The sequence below is a fragment of the Rossellomorea sp. FS2 genome, from assembly GCF_047915635.1.
GTDB lineage: Bacteria > Bacillota > Bacilli > Bacillales > Bacillaceae_B > Rossellomorea > Rossellomorea marisflavi_A.
Genome location: NZ_JBLRVS010000007.1, coordinates 410148 through 427784 on the forward strand (window position 1 = coordinate 410148; position 17637 = coordinate 427784).

General features: G+C 50.0%; 14 protein-coding genes and 1 riboswitch. Of the genes, 2 read left to right on the forward strand and 12 right to left on the reverse strand.

Translation table 11 applies throughout. From position 1 onward, the window contains the following. Positions 1 to 190: 190 nt before the first annotated feature. The 7 genes from ACNA6I_RS21435 to licT all read right to left on the reverse strand — a co-directional run bounded on the left by ACNA6I_RS21435 (position 191) and on the right by licT (position 9425). On the reverse strand, positions 191 to 1156 hold the full coding sequence (locus ACNA6I_RS21435) for a class F sortase (protein WP_048015668.1): 966 nt from the start codon (positions 1154 to 1156) through the stop codon (positions 191 to 193). Positions 1157 to 1214: 58 nt separating this feature from the next. Continuing rightward, complete coding sequence (locus tag ACNA6I_RS21440; RefSeq protein ID WP_048012133.1) at positions 1215 to 2546, reverse strand: copper amine oxidase; 1332 nt, start codon at positions 2544 to 2546, stop codon at positions 1215 to 1217. A 252-nt stretch (positions 2547 to 2798) separates the two neighbouring features. Then, positions 2799 to 3686, reverse strand: a complete 888-nt coding sequence (locus ACNA6I_RS21445; protein ID WP_082824327.1) for an EamA family transporter — start codon at positions 3684 to 3686, stop codon at positions 2799 to 2801. A 40-nt stretch (positions 3687 to 3726) separates the two neighbouring features. Then, positions 3727 to 4851 carry a 5-methyltetrahydropteroyltriglutamate--homocysteine S-methyltransferase gene (locus ACNA6I_RS21450; protein ID WP_048012116.1) on the reverse strand — a complete coding sequence of 375 codons (1125 nt, stop codon included), beginning with the start codon at positions 4849 to 4851 and terminating at the stop codon, positions 3727 to 3729. 73 nt (positions 4852 to 4924) lie between these two features. Then, positions 4925 to 5034, reverse strand: a riboswitch (SAM riboswitch). An 81-nt stretch (positions 5035 to 5115) separates the two neighbouring features. Next, the gene (locus tag ACNA6I_RS21455) at positions 5116 to 6570 is read right to left on the reverse strand and encodes a 6-phospho-beta-glucosidase (RefSeq protein WP_416314145.1); all 1455 of its coding nucleotides are present in this window, start codon (positions 6568 to 6570) and stop codon (positions 5116 to 5118) included. Then, complete coding sequence (locus tag ACNA6I_RS21460; RefSeq protein WP_048012118.1) at positions 6567 to 8438, reverse strand: beta-glucoside-specific PTS transporter subunit IIABC; 1872 nt, start codon at positions 8436 to 8438, stop codon at positions 6567 to 6569. The genes ACNA6I_RS21455 and ACNA6I_RS21460 overlap by 4 nt, the downstream gene beginning before the upstream one ends. A gap of 120 nt (positions 8439 to 8558) precedes the next feature. Continuing rightward, positions 8559 to 9425 carry a BglG family transcription antiterminator LicT gene (licT, locus tag ACNA6I_RS21465; protein ID WP_048004717.1) on the reverse strand — a complete coding sequence of 289 codons (867 nt, stop codon included), beginning with the start codon at positions 9423 to 9425 and terminating at the stop codon, positions 8559 to 8561. A gap of 328 nt (positions 9426 to 9753) precedes the next feature. Between licT and ACNA6I_RS21470 the strand changes: the two genes are divergently transcribed. Further along, the gene (locus tag ACNA6I_RS21470) at positions 9754 to 10671 is read left to right on the forward strand and encodes a hypothetical protein (protein WP_416314146.1); all 918 of its coding nucleotides are present in this window, start codon (positions 9754 to 9756) and stop codon (positions 10669 to 10671) included. 45 nt (positions 10672 to 10716) lie between these two features. Here ACNA6I_RS21470 and ACNA6I_RS21475 read toward each other — a convergent pair whose 3' ends face one another. The 5 genes from ACNA6I_RS21475 to ACNA6I_RS21495 all read right to left on the reverse strand — a co-directional run bounded on the left by ACNA6I_RS21475 (position 10717) and on the right by ACNA6I_RS21495 (position 16141). After that, positions 10717 to 12222: a tripartite tricarboxylate transporter permease gene (locus ACNA6I_RS21475; RefSeq protein ID WP_048004715.1), complete on the reverse strand. Its 1506-nt coding sequence runs from the start codon at positions 12220 to 12222 to the stop codon at positions 10717 to 10719. A gap of 24 nt (positions 12223 to 12246) precedes the next feature. Further along, the gene (locus ACNA6I_RS21480; protein ID WP_048012120.1) at positions 12247 to 12705 is read right to left on the reverse strand and encodes a tripartite tricarboxylate transporter TctB family protein; all 459 of its coding nucleotides are present in this window, start codon (positions 12703 to 12705) and stop codon (positions 12247 to 12249) included. Positions 12706 to 12719: 14 nt separating this feature from the next. Next, positions 12720 to 13682 (reverse strand): tripartite tricarboxylate transporter substrate binding protein, encoded by a 963-nt coding sequence (locus ACNA6I_RS21485; RefSeq protein WP_048004952.1) that lies wholly within the window; start codon positions 13680 to 13682, stop codon positions 12720 to 12722. A gap of 207 nt (positions 13683 to 13889) precedes the next feature. Further along, a complete protein-coding gene (locus ACNA6I_RS21490; RefSeq protein ID WP_148794438.1) occupies positions 13890 to 14555 on the reverse strand; it encodes a response regulator in 666 nt (221 codons plus the stop codon). Beyond that, the gene (locus tag ACNA6I_RS21495) at positions 14552 to 16141 is read right to left on the reverse strand and encodes an ATP-binding protein (protein WP_048004712.1); all 1590 of its coding nucleotides are present in this window, start codon (positions 16139 to 16141) and stop codon (positions 14552 to 14554) included. Before ACNA6I_RS21495 ends, ACNA6I_RS21490 begins: the two co-directional genes overlap by 4 nt. Positions 16142 to 16295: 154 nt before the next feature. On the opposite strand from ACNA6I_RS21495, the gene pepT reads away from it, so the two are divergent. Further along, positions 16296 to 17528 carry a peptidase T gene (gene pepT / locus ACNA6I_RS21500; protein WP_048012122.1) on the forward strand — a complete coding sequence of 411 codons (1233 nt, stop codon included), beginning with the start codon at positions 16296 to 16298 and terminating at the stop codon, positions 17526 to 17528. The last annotated feature ends 109 nt before the right edge of the window (positions 17529 to 17637 follow it).

A 17637-nucleotide genomic window follows, 5' to 3' on the forward strand; every position in this document is an offset into this window, starting at 1 on the left:
CGCCTTCCGTTCCAATCCACTCAGTAATTCTGATCGTTGTAGCGAATCACCTCATATATGCTCCGTATTAAAAGGATCGAATCCTTTAGCTGCACATAACCTACTTCCTAAAAACAATAAAACGGCCGATTACTTGAGATCCACTCTAGTAATCGGCAGCTTTTTTCTTATTGTTTTCTATTTCTATGCGTTATTCCCCAGGCACCTTTTCAGATGGCTTGGATTCGTTTTCCTGGATGTTGACGGTGGTGACGTAATAGGAGTCACCCTCTTCATGATTCTCATCGAAGAAGCTTTTCCGTTCATGGGCAGAAATGCTGGCGACGTGGGTGTACTCTTCTTCAAGAGCAGATTTTTTATAGACGCGGTAGCCTATGACATCGTCTGCACGGACGGCATGCCAGTTGATCACATTGGATTCCTGGGTGACGTCGGTCGGAGGCTCAGGCGTTTTTTCCTCCTGCTTCTGCTTTTCACTGATCAGCTCGGTGTACACGACCAACCGATCTGGATACTCATGCTTATCGTGATCGAACGTACCGGTACAGGTGATGACATTGAGCTTCCGTTTATCCGATGGACCGAAGATCTTTTCGATCGGTGCGTCATTGTAAGGATAGCTCTCTTTTGATTTTACTTTGAATGTGCGCTCATTGCCGTTTTCGTCGGTGAGGGTGATCGTTTCCCCGACCTCGATGTTCTTTAGGTAAAAGAAGATGGCGGGACCTTCCTTACTGTCGACATGCCCTGCCACAACAGAACTTCCCTTCCCACCCGGCTTTGGACCGCGGTCATACCAGCCGGTCACTTCTGTAGACTCCGGAACATCCATTTCACCGGATTCCTTCAGTCCGACAGGGATCACCTTTGTATCGATATCCATACTCGGAATTTGGATCCTTACGGGGGTAATTCCCTCTTCTTGAACCTTTAATTGTTCTTCCAGCTCGGCTTTCTTCTTCTGTAAAGAGTCAAGAAGAACAAATTCTTCCCCTTTGTGGCCAATCGGTCTCGTCTTTTGCTTTGTCTCTTTCTCAGCTTTCACCTGTTTTTTCTCTGACGTCTGCTGAGGTGTGGTATTTTCTTGGGCGAATACCTGGAAGCTTATGATGCTGAGGAGCATGACAGTCAATACGATCAATAATCTCTTTTTCATCTTCTCACCTCTAGTAGGAAAAAGAGAAGAGCGGTAAAGCCCTTCTCTCTTCATTTAATTATTGTTGGTTTGATACTTTTTTGCGGATAAGGAATACTCCAGCTGCTAGTAGAGCAGTGATTCCTGCTGTCCAAGCCATGATTGGTGCATTGGAGTCTTGTGCAGCTCCACCCATACCTGTGTTAGGCATAGCAGATGGCATATCGGAACCTGCGAACATATCAGGGTTTTGTTTCACGATGGCATCTCCAAGTGCTTTACCTACTCCGAACATGTACGCATATCCTTCACGGAAGTCTGCAGTGCTTGCATCGTAGTCTTCAGCCAAGTAGTCATCGAATGCTTTCAATACTTGCTCTTCGTGGCCTTTTACTGCTGCGATGGCATCTTCAGCAGGTAGATTTCCTTCTGTTGCTGTTCCTAGGAAGTTACCGAAGTCTTCAGAGAACATGCTCAAGCTTTCGCGTGCTGCTTCTTCTTTTTCTTTATCATCAGCCAATACAGCTGCTACTAGATCAGATTGGGCATTGATGTGCTCGCCAGTCCAGATTTTTTCGAATTGTGCTGCACCTTCATCTCCGTAGATGGAAGCAATGGCTGCTTTGAAGTCTTTTGTGTGCTCATCTTCAGCCCAGTTGGCGAAGTCATAGTCAGCTGCTCCGTCAACGCCTTTTTGCATTCCCATTGTTGCAAGGGCAAAGTGCTCTGCTGCTAGATTGTTCAATGTAGAACGAAGATCAGCTGCTGCAGAATCGGCTTTTGATCCTTCGAATTTATCAGGCATTTGAGTCACGATCGCTGTTGAAAGAGCTTTACTGATATCGAACATGCGGTCATATCCTTCACGGAATGAAGAGAAGTAGCCTTTGTAGTCTTCTTCTACGTATGCATCGAATGCATTAAGGACATCTTCTTCATGTGCCTTCAGTACTTCAGCTGCTGCATCTTTCGGAAGATTTTCTTCCGTTGCTGTGCTGAGGAAAGTCGAGAACTCTTCTACGAATTCATCCACTTCTTTTTCAGCGGCCATTCTCGCATCTTCATCACCAGATTGAGCGGCTTTTACGAAGTCTTCTGAGTAAGCATTATGTCCGCGGAAGATTCGTTCGAATTCCTTCGCTCCTTCTTCACCGTAGATGGATTCGATCGCCGGCGTCATATCCTTGGCGTTGTCATCCAGTGCCTTCATGGCTTGTTTTTCGTCCGGTGCGTCGTTATAATCTTTTACCATTGCGTCAACCGCTAGCACAAAGTGCTCTGATAGAAGCTGATCAAGAGTGGAACGCAAGTCTGATGCCGGAGTGACGGCTGTCGGTTGCTCTGCTGCGAAACTTGCTGTCGGTGCGGCCAGTAGGGATAGCCCAAGTACAGGTGCTGCGATTTTTTTCATTAGCTTTGATTTTTTCAATGTATTCCTCTCCTTTTATCCTGGTTTTTTATATTTACACTAAGATAACGAGAGGGTTTTGTATTTGGATCACTTTTTTTAAAAAACTTTTTTACATCTATGCCGATTATAATGTGGATTGATTCAATTAATGACTCATAAATGGCTTTAAATAAGGCTTTGAGCAAGTATGAGGGAAATTAAATTTTTTCGTAATTTCTGTCGATTAGTGTTTCTAATAGAAAATAGACCAGCCTAAGCTGATCTCATTTGTTCTTTATCTTTATCCGATTCCACTCCCTGTTTCCCCACTAATAACATGATCCCTAGAAGGAGGAGACCGACGCCCAACCATGACAGGGCATCAAGGGATTCGCCGATCAGAAAGACCCCGAGCATGGTGGCGGTGAGGGGTTCGGCGAGGGAGAGCGTCACGGCGGTTGAGGCAGGCACCTTCACCAGTCCACGTGCAAAGAGAAGATAGGCAAGTCCTGTTGCCACGACCCCGAGATGCAGGGCAACCCCGGCTCCCCTTACCTCCATAAGCCACGATAGATCATAGAGGAAGAGGAAGGGCGTGAGGAAGAATGCACCCAGCATGAACACGACAGCGACCACGGGAAGTGTTTCCCTTCTATTGACAAGGGTTCCGCTGATCATGGTGTACCCGGCAAATGAAGCCCCCGCCCCCAGTGCGAGGAGGATGCCGCGCGGGTCGGCAACGACCGATCCTCTATTCGTGAACAGAAGGATGCAGCCTGCGATGGCCAGGGCGGTGGAGGCCCACCAGGAAGCTTGGGGGACATTCCTTTTTATTCCCCATTCAAGGAGTCCTGCTATGACCGGGGCGCTTCCGATGGCGATCACGGTCCCGATCGCAATCCCCGTCATGCTGACTGCCGAGAAAAAGAAAGGCTGATAGAGTGCCATACAAAGAGCGGCCGCCACGGTTCCTTTCAAGGGCCACCCTCTCCAATGTATTTTTCCCAAGGATAATAGAAGGAGGAACAAGCCTCCTATGGCCAGGCGCACCGCTCCGATGGCAATCGGATGGACGCCTTCAGGAGCCAATGCCTGCACCGTCCCCGTTGTTCCCCACAGCATGGCTGCCAGGAGGATAAACAGAGCATACTGTATCCGCAATGAAACCCTCTCCTAATTGATTACTGGCTGAATGGGAACCTCATTCCCACACCCGATCGGCAATGGCGATCACGTGTTGCAGCTTCTTCCATTGTTCTGCTTCGGTCAGCAGATTTCCTTCTTCGGTTGAAGCGAATCCACATTGGGGACTGAGACAGAGCTGGTTGATGTCCACATAGCGTGCAGCTTCCTGTATCCGTGCCTCGATGTCTTCCGTCGCCTCGAGATCTCCATGCTTGGACGTAACAAGACCGAGGACGATCTGGAGATTCGGATTCTTCACATAGCGTAGCGGTTCGAAGCCTCCGGAACGCTCATCATCGAACTCCAGGAATAGCCCGTCGAGGTCGAGCCCGCCGAAAATGGTTTCGGCAGCCGCTTCATATCCGCCTTCAGCTGCCCATGTCGATTTGAAATTCCCCCTGCAAATATGCATGGTCACGACAAGGTCCTCTGGGCGATCCTTCACAGCCTCATTGATGGTACGGGCGAAGGATTCCCTGAGTTCGTCGGGTTCGCGGCCAAATGCCTTGATCTGCTCATGTCCCTGTTTCGAGAAGAATACCGACCATGCCGTATCGTCGAGCTGCAGATAGCGGCAGCCTGCATCGTAGAAAGCACGGATCGCCTTTTTGTAGGCTTCGGCTACATCCCGATGGAATGCCTCCAAGTCATCTCCGTATACGTCCGTTTCAATTTTCCCCCTGAAGAAAAGCATATTTGGACTCGGAATCGTCATCTTGGCAGTGTGATCGCCTGCAATGCCATGAAGGAATTCATAGTCTTTCAGCATCGGATGATCCGTGAAGTCCACTTTTCCCGTCACTTTGATGCCACGTGCCTTGGTCGTCGTGTTATGGAACTTGATCCCCTGGTCCGATTCATATCCTTCGACGCCATCGAGACCTTCAAGGAAGTCGAAGTGCCACCACGCCCTCCTGAATTCACCATCGGTCACGACTTGGAGGCCGATTTCCTTTTGCTTGTCGACGATGCGGATGATTTCTTCATCCTCGATTCGTCGGAGTTCAGCTGCGGATAGCTCTCCATTCCCTCTCCGTTCGCGTGCTTCCTTGATCCGCTCCGACCTCAGCAGGCTGCCCACCTGATCTGCCCGGAACGGGGCTTTTATTGCTTTCTTACCTTTTGTCTGTACGTGTGTCATCTGAATCCTCTCCCTTTTTTCATATAAAAAGGCCCTTCCCGGTAAAAGGAAGAGCCTTATGATTCTCGTCTCTTCCTCATCTCCGAACGAATCTCGTTCAAGGATTTAGCACCATTCTGTTCAAGTTTGAACAGCGGTTGCCGGGTTTCACAGGGCCAGTCCCTCCACCACTCTTAATAAGGAATATCGCTATTTAATTTTCTCAATATAATAATTATTCAGGATTTAGCTCCTGTTGTCAATGGGATGAGGGAAATTAACCGCTCAACTTTTGACGGTTTCGTTCTCCAATGACGCTCCATTCGTCTCGATCACCTGTCTGTACCAGTCGAAGCTGGCCTTCTTAGAACGGTTGAGGGTGCCATTGCCTTCGTTGTCTTTGTCCACATGGATATAGCCATAACGTTTTTTCATTTCGCCGCTTGAGGCGCTGACGATATCGATCGGTCCCCAGCATGTGTAGCCCAGCAGTTGGACTCCGTCCTTGATTGCTTCGTTCAGCTCGCGGAGATGGGCTGAGAGATAATCGATTCGATAGGCATCGTTGATTTCCCCATCTGCGCCGGGCTCGTCGATGGCTCCGAGGCCGTTTTCCACGACGAATAATGGTTTTTGATAGCGATCATACAATTGATTGGCCGTAATCCGGATCCCTTTTGGATCGATCGTCCATCCCCATTCCGATGTTTTCAAATGAGGATTTTTGACCGAAGGGAACACATTGCCTGCCGTCATCTTCCCGAGGATTTCGGGATCACGGCTGATCGTGCGGCTGGAGTAATAGCTGAATCCGATGTAATCCACCGTATGAGCCTTGAGGATGTCTTCATCTCCTTCTTCCATCTGGAGATCCCACTCCTGCTCCCGGAAGAAGCGCTTCGCATAGCCCGGATACGCTCCACGGGACTGAACGTCGATGAAGAAGTAGGATTCGCGATTACGTTCGATTCCCGCCCAGATATCTTCCGGATTACAGGAGTACGGATACGTGACACCTGCGGCCAGCATGCACCCGATCTGTGCCTCCGGATCGATCTCATGGAGTGCCTTCACGGCAAGGGCACTAGCGACAAGCTGATGATGAGCAGCCTGATAGAGGACCTGATCCCGGTTTTCACCTTCTTTGAACACGATTCCTGCCCCAAGGAAAGGCAGATGGAAAAGCATATTGATTTCATTGAACGTCATCCAATATTTCACGGTTCCTTTAAAACGATTGAAAAGAGTGCGGGCATACGTTTCGTAGAATTCGACGAGATCACGGCCCTTCCAGCTTCCGAACGTTTCAATCAGATGGACAGGTACATCGAAATGGGCGATGGTTACAACGGGTTCGATTCCGTTCGCTCTGAGCTCTGCGAAGAGGTTTTCATAGAATGTCAATCCTTCTTCATTCGGCTCAGCGTCGTTCCCGTTCGGGAAGATCCTTGCCCAAGATACAGACACCCGAAGGCATGTAAAGCCCATCTCGGCAAACAGCTTGATATCTTCTTTGTAGCGATGATAAAAATCAATGGCTTCATGTGACGGGTAGTAAAGGTCATCTTGAAGTTCCAGGTGTGGGATATTCCCTTTCATATAGGAGAATCTCTCTTCACCGCGTGGAAGGAGGTCGACGTTGGTCAACCCCTTCCCGCCTTCGCGGTATCCTCCTTCTGCTTGGTTTGCTGCAATGGCCCCTCCCCAAAGGAAGGATTTTGGAAATGTAGTCGTTGTCATGACACTCGCTCCTTTTCTTTCATATAAGATAGCAGGCGTGCTCCTGCTTTGATGTCCCCCGGTTCTTCTGAGAGGACGTCCATGAATTCATTCGTATTGGTCACGACGATCGGCGTGGACAGGTCATACCCGGCTTCCTGGATCGCCTTCACATCGAATTCCACAAGGAGCTGACCCGCTTCGACGCGGTCCCCCTGGGCGATATGTGCGGTGAAATGCTCACCATTCAGCTGGACGGTGTTGAGACCCACATGGACGAGGATCTCTGCTCCATCGTCTCCTACAATCCCGACGGCGTGCTTCGATGGGAACAAGGTGCCAATCACACCCGTGACCGGAGAGTACAGCTTGCCTTCTGTCGGAAGGATGGCGACTCCTTTTCCAAGGGCTTCTGTAGAGAAGGCGGCATCTTTGACGTCAGACAGGGGCATCACGATGCCTGTCAGCGGGCTGACGGCGCCGATAGTGGAAGATGGCGTGACGTGTTGATCAGTAGAAACTTCCTGGTCCGTCCCTTCTTCCACGGGATCCTTAAAGCCGACAATATACGTAAGGGCAATGGACAAGATAAAGGATACAGAGATCCCGATGATCAAGCCGATGAAGCCTTCGCCATAGAAGATCGGGAGGGTCAATAATCCCGGAGGGCCCGTAGCGATGGCGGCGCTTTGGGAATAGCCGACGATGGCTCCCCCGACACCTGCACTGATCGTGGCCATGATGAATGGCTTTTTCAGCGGCAGGGTGACACCGTATACGATTGGTTCCGTGATCCCGAATAGACCGGTGATCGCAGTCGAACCAGAGAGGGCCTTAAGTTTTTTGTTCTTCGTCTTCAGCATGACGCCAAGGGCTGCCCCTGCTTGTGCAAAGATAGCCGGAGCGGTTACAGGCTTGACGTTATCATAGCCTTGTACGGTGATATTGTTGATGAAAATCGGAATGATCCCCCAGTGAACACCGAAGATGACAAGTACCTGCCAGGACATGGCGACAATGGCACCGGCAATGATCGGGCTCAGTGAGAATACATAGAGGATGCCTGCTGCAATTCCATTCCCCACATACACACCGAACGGTCCAAAGGCGAGAAGCGTCAACGGCAGGATCGTAACCAACAAGACAAATGGCGTAATGAATGTACGCACGGACTGATGGATCCTGCGGTTAAGGAATCGCTCGAAATACCCCATGACGAGGACCGCCAGGATGATCGGGATGACAGTTGATGAGTATTTCATCATCACGACAGGGATGCCGAAGAACGTGGTTTCAACGTTCCCGTTGGCCAGTTCAATGATGGACGGATAGATCAACGCCCCGGCAATCGTAGCGGCAATGAATGGGTTCGCATCAAATTTCCTCGCGGCTGTAAACGCTAACAACACAGGCAAGAAGTAAAATAGGCTGTCCGCTGCAGCATATAGAATGATATACGTCGTATTATCCGGAGTCATCACCCCGGTGCTCGTCAAAATCTGAAGGACCCCCTTCAGAACACCTGCGCCGGCCATGATGCCAAGAAGCGGTGTGAAGATCCCGGCAATGATATCGATGACTCTGCCGACTGCAGATCCTTTATCCCCTTCTCCGTCCGTCTGTTTTGAAGACGTATCCGATAGGAGGGATGTTTGTTTCCCGATCTCACGGTAGACGTGGGAGACGTCATTTCCGATGACTACTTGGAATTGACCGCCGCTTTCCATGACGGTGACTACACCATCAAGTGCCATGATGGCCTTTTTGTCTGCTTTTTCACGCTGATTCAGTTTGAACCTGAGCCTTGTGGCACAATGCACGAGCGAGGCGACATTTTGTTCCCCGCCGATATGACGGATGATCAGTTCTGCTGTTTTTGCGAAATCCATTGTGAAAACCTCCTTTATTTAAAAGCATTGATTTTTTAAAAAGAAAAACCTAGACAACGGCAAAGAAAAAACAATGTTTTTCCCTTGCTGTCACCTAGGTTTAGCCTGCTTGACCAGTAACTATCCTCTTGGACTATGCTGCATCGCATGACGTGATGTCACGCGATGGATATGAAGTGTGAGGTATATGCGTTCGTCTTTTGATAATACCCAGTGGAGCTCCTTCTGGATGTAGACGGCAATCTTCCCTGAGCACTCGAATGCCTGTGGATATTGACGCTCGACCTGCTGATAGAAAAAGTCGTCATTCTGCTCCTCGACGATCTGCTCCTTTTTCATGAGCCTCCATGCAAAGAAGCGGAGATGGGTGAGAAAGCGCTCGTAATTCATGGATTCTTCATCGAGTGTCACATTGAAGTGATACTTCACTATGGTCAAGATATCGTTGACCGTCGTCACGACTTTGGAGATGGATTCAAGTCCTTCACCGGACACTTGACTGTTCACAAGGTGCATGGCAATGGACGCAGCCTCATTCTCATCCATCATGATCCCTGTCTCTTCCTCGATGATCGTCAGTGCCTCAAGTGCGGTTTGGTATTCTTTCCGGTAGTACTTCTTGATCTCCCATGCGAGAGCATTCTGAAGCTTGATTCCTTGCTTGTAGCGGGTGATGGCAAAGCTCAAATGGTCGGTCAAGGCGACATACAGATAGTCATCCAGCTTGACCCCGAGCTTCATCGCAGCCATCGTCATGATTTTCTCAGAGAGTACGAGATACTTCTCCGACACGTCTGCCAAAAGCTCTGCAAGTTTGGCAGATACGCCTTCTCCCTCAAGTACGAAGGTCTTCTCCACCAGTCCGGTATCCACCTGATCGCCCGGCCGCTTCTTGAAGGCCAGTCCCCGTCCCATGACCACCAGTTCTTTCCCTTGATCGTCGTGGGTCAGGACCACATTATTATTGATGACTTTACTAATCTCCATATCTCTTCGCCCCGTCCATCCATATTCCCTGAAACAAAAATAACCCAAATCTGCCCACACGTCACCTCAAAAGGTAACCAGCAAATTTAGGTTTTGCCTGCCCGAAGCAGTAACAATCCTGTTTTATATCGTTAGTTGTAAACGGTTACTTTATTTTGCCACAGGTCTTTAAGGATGTCAATCCTTTTTACTAGTTTTATATATCCCACCTCTTCCACAGAGCGTTTTCTTTTTGGGAATCTGGGTATAAAAGGAAAGATGTTGGTTTTTTACACTATATTCCATATTAACAGGGTCCTGGAGGATCAAGAACACAGGAGGGAATTCGATGGTAAAGAAATGGATGGTGATCCTGGTGGCATGCGTGTTGCTGACCGCCTGCGGATTGGGTGAAAAGAAAGAGACAGCTTCAAAGACTGAAGCTGCATCCGATGAAAAAAAGGCAAATGTTTCAGAAGCGGAGAAGGCTACAAATGAAAAGGAAACAAGCGCTTCAACAGCGGAGACGGATGAGCCGGAGCAAGAGCAGCCGCTGAAAACCTTCGACGAGCTGACACCGGAAGAGTTGAAGATCCCGACAGTCCCTATGGAATCCCCATACGGAGAGGATGGAAATTTCAAACATGTGCATACCGATAAGGAGCTTGCCCGGGACTTCACGGATGAGAACAATATGATCCGATTCGACCTGGATGAGGATCCCATACGCATCATGCGTACGGGTAATATAGATAATGTGATGAACTTCAGCGATACCTTCATTGATCTTTCCGAAAATCTTTCCTATAAGCTCCAGGATCCAGAAGAGATTGAAATCGCCTATCAGCTTTTTATCGACCATCCTCCCGTTCAGCTTCAAGGAAAGGAAGGGATCGAATACAGATCATGGGAGGAAGCAACCAATATGGAACGTGGCATCATCCAGATGACCATCCTGCTATCGGTTCCCATGAACTATCTCCAGTATGCCATCGAACAGGATGAGTACGATACGGAACAATTCAAGACGGCTCAGGCAGAGTTCAAGCGAATCGGTGATCCGATGGTGCTTTTCCCGTCTCCCCAGACGCCACTGGATTATGAGTTATACGAAAGTATACGTACGGTCCATGCCCTGTGGGGAAAACTGGGACTCTATCAAAAGCCCGAGCAGGATAAAGAAGAATTCAAGGCCCTCTACGATCAAACAAGGCAGGAAGTGAATAACCTGTTCGCACGGGTGAACTATACGCTATCCGAAGAGTGACGCAAACACAGAAAAGAGCCCCATTAGGAAAGGGCTCTATTTTCGTTACATATTCACAGTCGTATCTTCCTTTTGCCGCCTCACTCGCTGACGCCAAGCCGGAACGATAAGCGCCAGGATGGCAATAACAAAGAGGGATACAGCCAGCGGACTTGTATAGAAGATGCTCCAGTTCCCGCCGGATATGGTCAAGGATTGCCTCAGTGCCTGTTCCATCATGCCTCCGAGGATGAAGGCCAGGATGAAGGGGGCAGCAGGGAAGGCAAAGATCCTCATCAGATATCCGATGATCCCGAAGATCACCAGTAAATAAAGATCAAATGTACTGAAGCTGACGGCATATACCCCGACCAAGCTGGAAATGATTACGAGAGCAATCAGCAGCGGACGCGGTACAGAAAGGATCTTTACAAAGTATGGGATCAGCGGGAGGTTAAGAATCAACAAGAATACATTCCCAACATACATACTCGCAATGACTCCCCAGAAGATCGTCGGATTTTCCGTCATGAGAAGGGGGCCCGGCTGGACGCCGAGGACAAGGAACGCACCGAGCATGACGGCAGTCGTCCCGGAACCCGGGATCCCGAGGCTGAGCAGCGGTACGAACGCCCCGCTCGTGGCAGCGTTATTTGCCGTCTCGGGGGCTGCAAGACCCTTGATGGAGCCTTTCCCGAACTCTTCCGGTTTCTTCGCAAGCTTCTTCTCGGAAATATAGGCAACAAAGGAAGAAATGGTGGCGCCTGCTCCAGGCAGCACACCCAGGAGGAAGCCGATGAAGGATTGTCTCGTCATCGGGCCTTTCATCTCTTTGAAATCTTCTTTTGACAGCTTCAAACTGCCGATATTCTTGAAGTCGCTCATCTTCGCCTTGCGGTTGAGGATGAGGAAGCAGACTTCAGCCAGGGCAAAGACGCCAAGGGCGATGACCAGAAAATCAATCCCATCGAGAAGGTTGACGTTCCCCATGGTAAAACGGCTCGTACCCGTTTGGGAATCGATCCCGATGGTCACGACCATGAAGCCGAGGACCGCTGACGTGAGTGCCTTGAGGGTCGAACCGTCCGAAAGACTGGAAATGGCCGTCAAGCCAAGCAACATGAGGGCAAAGTATTCGGGCGGTCCGAAAATGATGGCCACGCTTGCCAACACCGGGGCAAACAGCATCAAAAGAATGACGCTGACCGTCCCTCCGACAAAGGAAGCGATGGCGGAAATCGCAAGGGCTTTCCCCGCCTTCCCCTGCTGGGCCATGGGATAGCCGTCAAAAGCCGTCGCAACCGTCCCGGCAACCCCGGGAGCATTCAGTAGGATCGAAGAAGTCGATCCTCCGTACATGGATCCATAATACACACCGGCCATCATGACGAGGGCAATGGTGGGGTCCATCCCGTAAGTGACCGGGATCATAATCGCAATCGCACTGATCGGACCGAGCCCAGGGATCATTCCAATGATCGTTCCAATCAAGACCCCGATAAATACAAACATAATTCCTTGTAAACTGAAGGCTACCTGAAAGCCTTGCAGCAATCCATCAAACGAACCCATACGTTCACTCCTTTCTCTCTCTCATTAAAACGGCAAGATCCCTGCCGGTAGACGGATGGATAAAGCATAATTAAAAAGACTGTAGGCACTTCCGGAGAAGACGATTGCCGTCAAGATATTCGGTACCCACTTCTTATATCCCAGCACTCTGGAACAAACGATGATGAAAGCTGTCGTCATGATGATGAAGCCTGCCACCTCAAGGAAGGTGATATAGATCAAAATAAGACCCATGATAGCCAACAGCATGAGGACTTCTTTCCGTGGAATAACCCGTTTGGCCTTTTGCTCTTCCGTATCCAGATCCTTACTGAAGAAAAAGCAGACGGATAGAATTAGAAGACAAAAGCCCAGGATTTTTGGGATAAGGTCGGCATCCACCGGAACAAAGGGATATTCGGGAAGAAGGAAGGACATGATCAAATACGTGATCGCTACTAGCATCAATACAATGGAAATACCTTTATTCACCGTTACTTTCATTTCACCTTCTCCTCCTAATCTCTCTTGAATCCAAGTTCATCCAGAACATCGGCCAGATCTTCCGCTTGATCATCTAGGAAGGACTTGAATTCTTCGCTACCCATATACTGCTCATCCCAGCCGTATGTCTTCCTGACCCTGTCAAAGGATTCTGAATCGGATACACCCTTCGCAATGTCTTCATAATAGGCAATCTGCTCCTCGGTCATATCGGGTGGTCCGAATAATCCCCGCCATACGATGAATTCGGCATCAATGCCCTGCTCCTTTGCAGTCGGAAGGGTTTCGAGGAATTCGTCACCTGAGAGTCGTTCAGGAGAGGTGACTGCGAGGATCTTCAATTTCTCGGCTCGCGCCTGATCCATGGCATCGGATACCCCTGTCGAGACGACATCGACACTGCCATTGAGTACGGCCGTCATGGAGCCTCCATCCTGATCTGATACATATCGGATCTTGGTGATGTCCACACCTGCCGCCTGGGCAAACATGATGAATTGAATATGGTCCATACTTCCGGGAGATGAGATTCCAACGACCGTCACGCTCTCCGGATCCTTTCTCATATCGTCAAACAGCTCATCGAGTGTGTCCCATTTGGCATCTGCTCTTACAGCAAATGCTCCGTAATCTGCAATCAGATTGGCAATGGGCGTGAAATCTTCGTAGCCATAAGGGGATTGCCCGTTCAGTGCTACAAAGTGTAACGGGGGTGAGCTGATGAAAATGTTGTGGGGATCATTCCGCTTGTGGATATACGACCAGGCTACTGCTCCTCCGCCGCCCGGCTTATTGACGACACCGAAGCTACGATCTGATAGATTTTCATCTTCAATGCTTTTCGCAATCATCCTGGCGGTGGTGTCCCATCCACCTCCTGCTCCTGCCGGGGCGATGACTTCAATGGAGCGGTCCGGTTCCCATTCACCATCTGCATTGACCGACCCTTTTTGGACGGGAAGGGAACAGCCTGTCATCAGAATGAGGCCGAATGTGATAAGTACAATCAATCGTTTTCGCAACACTAGCGCCTCCTTGCCATTTTTCACTCATTCTACGGGGTGTTCACAATTTTGTAACCGTTTCCAATTTAAAGTTCTTAGAGTCCTTTTTGCCTTTTGTGTTCATAAAGTTCACAAAAAAGCGGTTTTGAAAAAGATTCCTCCTTTTCAAAACCGCTTTGATTATTTTCGTTTGTATTTCCTTTCCGGACGACCCACAATCCCGTAAACGAGCTCTGCTTCAGCTTCTTTGATTGATATAAGGTATTCAAGATACCGACGGGAAGTCGTCCTGGAAGCCCCGAACAGCTTCCCGAGGGCTTCCGCCGTGATTCCTTCTTTCTGTTGACCAAGAAGCTCCTTGACCTTTTCAAGCGTCAGCTGATCGATTCCTTTCGGTAGAGCCTCCGGCGGAGAAGACGTCTCGGACCGGAACAGTCGGTCAATGAGGGCTTGATTCACATCTTCGCTTCCCTTGAGGACATGCCGGGTCTGCGCAGCCCGCGAAACGGCCTCAGACAGGCGTCCGAGCTCAATAGGCTTGATCAAGTAATCGACGACCCCGTGATTCAACGCCTTGGTCAGGATCTCCCGGTCCGTCGCCGCCGTAATCAGGATGATCTGAAGATCTGGACATTGTTCCCTTAGAGGGCCGATGATGCTGATCCCAAGACTGTCAGGTAGATACACATCCAAAAGGAGCAGATCCGGCTTCAGCTCCCCTGCCAGCCTTAGCGTTTCCCCCGCAGTGGTAGCCGAAGCAAGAACCTGCAGGCCCCCGACCCTTTCCAGGAACTGATGATGGATGTCTGCTACACGGTAGTCATCTTCTGCAATAAGGACCTTCACTGAGTACTTCCTCCTTTCGGAATATAGACGGTCACGACCGTCCCTTCCTGTTCATCGGATGCGATCTCCAAACTCCCCCCCAGCTCACGCAGTGATGCGTGGACGAGGGACATGCCAAACCCTCTGTCGCTGCCTTCTTTTGTCGTGAATCCCTGCTCATGGATCCGTTCCATCAACTCAGGCGGGATGCCTTTTCCATTATCGGATACCTCCAGGATCAGATCATCTGCGATATCCGTCGTATACACCTGTACCCAGGGTTCAGGTTGACCCGCCACTGCTTCAAAGGCATTGTCGATGATATTCCCTATGATCGTCACCAGGGGGGAGGCGGCATCCTGAGGCCATTCATATTCGATGGAGCTCGTCTCATCCAGGGCGAAGGCTATTTTTTTCTCAGAGGCCTTTGACAGCTTCCCGATCAATACAGCTTGAATCGTCGGATCGTGGATCTGCTCGAACAACACGCGTTCATATGCCTTCTGCTGACCTGTTTCATCATGGATGAAGGCCATCGCTTTCGTGACCTTACCGAGCTGAAGCCATCCTGATATAGCATACAGCTTATTTGTATACTCGTGGGTCTGGGCACGAAGGTCATGGGAGTACTGCTGTACCTCCGATAACGTGCTGATGAGCTCCTGTATTTCCGAGCGGCGCTGGAAGCTTGCGACCTTTCCCCCGTAGCGCCCCTCATCGTCGACCCTCTTATAACGGACCACAAGCTGCTGGCCATCATACACGGTTTCATATTGTCCTTCCGCTGCTTCACGTTCCATGACACGGGCGATCGTGGACCCCGGAAGGACAGCTTGGATGGGGTGACCGATTGCATTTTCCGAGATGCCGAGAATCTCTTTTGCCGACTGGTTGACGAGGGTGACCCGGCCATCCTGATCCGTCGCCATGACCCCTTCACTGATCGCTTCAAGCACGGCCCCCCTCTCCTTGTAGATCCTGGCAATCTGATAAGGCTCGAGTCCGAATGTGTCTTTCCGTATATTTCGGGTCAGCATAAGACTCCCTCCGACCCCAATCATAAAGATGAACAGGAGCCACAAAAGGATGCCGATCAATCCTTCCTGATAGGTGGAGTCGATTTCCGAGAGGAGGAATCCAACCGATACAACACCGATGATCTCACCTGCTTCATTGACGATCGGCGTTTTTCCACGGACCGATTCCCCGATGGATCCTTCAGCCATGGAAACATAGCTTTTCCCATTGATCAGTGCCTCATCGTTGTCGCCTCCGACCATTGCCTTCCCGATCTTTTCCCTTGTGGGATGGGTGTAGCGGATGCCATCCACATCGCCTATGACGATGAACTCGGCACCTGATTTCTCTCGGATTGTTTCTACCACGCGCTGCATATCTGAAGCGTTTGCATTTTCACTTAGCACCCGTTTCACGACCGGGATCTCTGATACGGTCAATGCCGTTGTAAGGGCCTGCTGGCCGACGATGTCCTGTGCCTGCTTGCGCTCAAAATACATATACACCACCGTCACCATCAGCATGATGATCGTGATCAGCGTACAGACCAGCACCATGATCTTCCGCTCGAGGGGCCATCTGTTCTCCATATCTGCATCCCTCCCGCATCACCCCGATGCAGAAAATTCTAACACTTTATGGAATAATAGAAAAGGAGACATTTAGCGGAAGACTCCTTCCCCGCTTCAAAGGACACAGTTTGATATAATGGTAGGAGTACATAATCGAAAGGGGAAATGAACATTGAAGCAGGAAATCATTGAACGCTTTACGTCCTATGTGAAAATGGATACCCAGTCCAACGAACAAAATGAATCTTGCCCCTCCACTCCCGGACAGCTCGAACTCGGGAAAAAGCTTGTTGAAGAGTTGAAGTCGATCGGGTTGAGCGATGCCTCCATGGACGACTTTGGATATGTGATGGCCACCCTGCCAGCCAATACGAAAAAGGATGTACCAACAATCGGATTCCTGGCGCATGTGGATACGGCGACGGACTTTACCGGGAAGAATGTCAATCCGCAGATTCATGAAGAATATGACGGAGGCGAGATCGTCCTGAATGAGGACCGAGGCGTCACGCTATCACCCCATGAATTTCCGAACCTCGGAAACTATCATGGCCATACCTTGATCACAACGGATGGAACGACGCTCCTTGGTGCCGATAATAAAGCCGGCATCGCCGAGATCATGACCGCCATGGACTACCTCGTAAAACACCCTGAAATTGAACACGGACGGATCCGTGTCGCCTTCACACCGGATGAAGAGATCGGACGCGGCCCTCATCGATTCGACGTAGAGCGATTCAATGCACAGTATGCCTATACCGTCGACGGAGGCCCACTCGGTGAGCTGCAATACGAAAGCTTCAGCGCGGCAGGTGCCGTTATCACCATCAACGGGACGAACATCCATCCGGGGACGGCCAAAGGCAAGATGGTCAATTCCATGAAGATCGCCATGGAGCTCCAGAGCAGACTGCCTAGAGAGGAAGCACCTGAGTATACGGAAGGATATGAAGGCTTCTTCCACCTCCTCTCCTTTGAGGGCGATGTGGAAAAGACGACCCTCACGTATATCATCAGGGATTTCGACCGCGAGAAATTCACCGCGCGGAAGGAGCTTATGACCTCCATCGTGAAAGAACTTCAGGAAACATACGGGGAAGAGCGCGTTTCCCTCTCCTTGAAAGATCAGTATTACAACATGCGCGAGAAGATCGAGCCCGTGAAATTCATTGTCGATACGGCATATAAAGCCATGACCAACCACGGCATCGTCCCGATCGTCGAGCCGATCCGCGGCGGAACAGACGGTTCCCAGCTTTCCTACATGGGACTCCCGACCCCGAATATCTTCACAGGCGGAGAGAACTTCCACGGAAAGTTCGAATTCATCTCCGTGGACAATATGGAGAAATCGGTGAACGTCATCGTGGAAATCGCCCGTCTATTCGCTGAAGAAGCATAAGATCAGAGCAGTCCTTGAACAGGACTGCTCTTTTTTTGCACATGCACATTCGCTTCCGGCAAGACAGGAAATTATAATGTGGGATACAGACTAAGACGAGGTGACCCAT

Coding starts and splice junctions, on each gene's coding strand:
- ACNA6I_RS21435 (WP_048015668.1), bottom strand. CDS start 1,156: ATGAAAAAGAGATTATTGATCGTATTGACTGTCATGCTCCTCAGCATC.
- ACNA6I_RS21440 (WP_048012133.1), bottom strand. CDS start 2,546: ATGAAAAAAATCGCAGCACCTGTACTTGGGCTATCCCTACTGGCCGCA.
- ACNA6I_RS21450 (WP_048012116.1), bottom strand. CDS start 4,851: ATGACACACGTACAGACAAAAGGTAAGAAAGCAATAAAAGCCCCGTTC.
- ACNA6I_RS21455 (WP_416314145.1), bottom strand. CDS start 6,570: ATGACAACGACTACATTTCCAAAATCCTTCCTTTGGGGAGGGGCCATT.
- ACNA6I_RS21460 (WP_048012118.1), bottom strand. CDS start 8,438: ATGGATTTCGCAAAAACAGCAGAACTGATCATCCGTCATATCGGCGGG.
- licT (WP_048004717.1), bottom strand. CDS start 9,425: ATGGAGATTAGTAAAGTCATCAATAATAATGTGGTCCTGACCCACGAC.
- ACNA6I_RS21470 (WP_416314146.1), top strand. CDS start 9,754: ATGGTAAAGAAATGGATGGTGATCCTGGTGGCATGCGTGTTGCTGACC.
- ACNA6I_RS21475 (WP_048004715.1), bottom strand. CDS start 12,222: ATGGGTTCGTTTGATGGATTGCTGCAAGGCTTTCAGGTAGCCTTCAGT.
- ACNA6I_RS21480 (WP_048012120.1), bottom strand. CDS start 12,705: ATGAAAGTAACGGTGAATAAAGGTATTTCCATTGTATTGATGCTAGTA.
- ACNA6I_RS21485 (WP_048004952.1), bottom strand. CDS start 13,682: ATGACAGGCTGTTCCCTTCCCGTCCAAAAAGGGTCGGTCAATGCAGAT.
- ACNA6I_RS21495 (WP_048004712.1), bottom strand. CDS start 16,141: ATGGAGAACAGATGGCCCCTCGAGCGGAAGATCATGGTGCTGGTCTGT.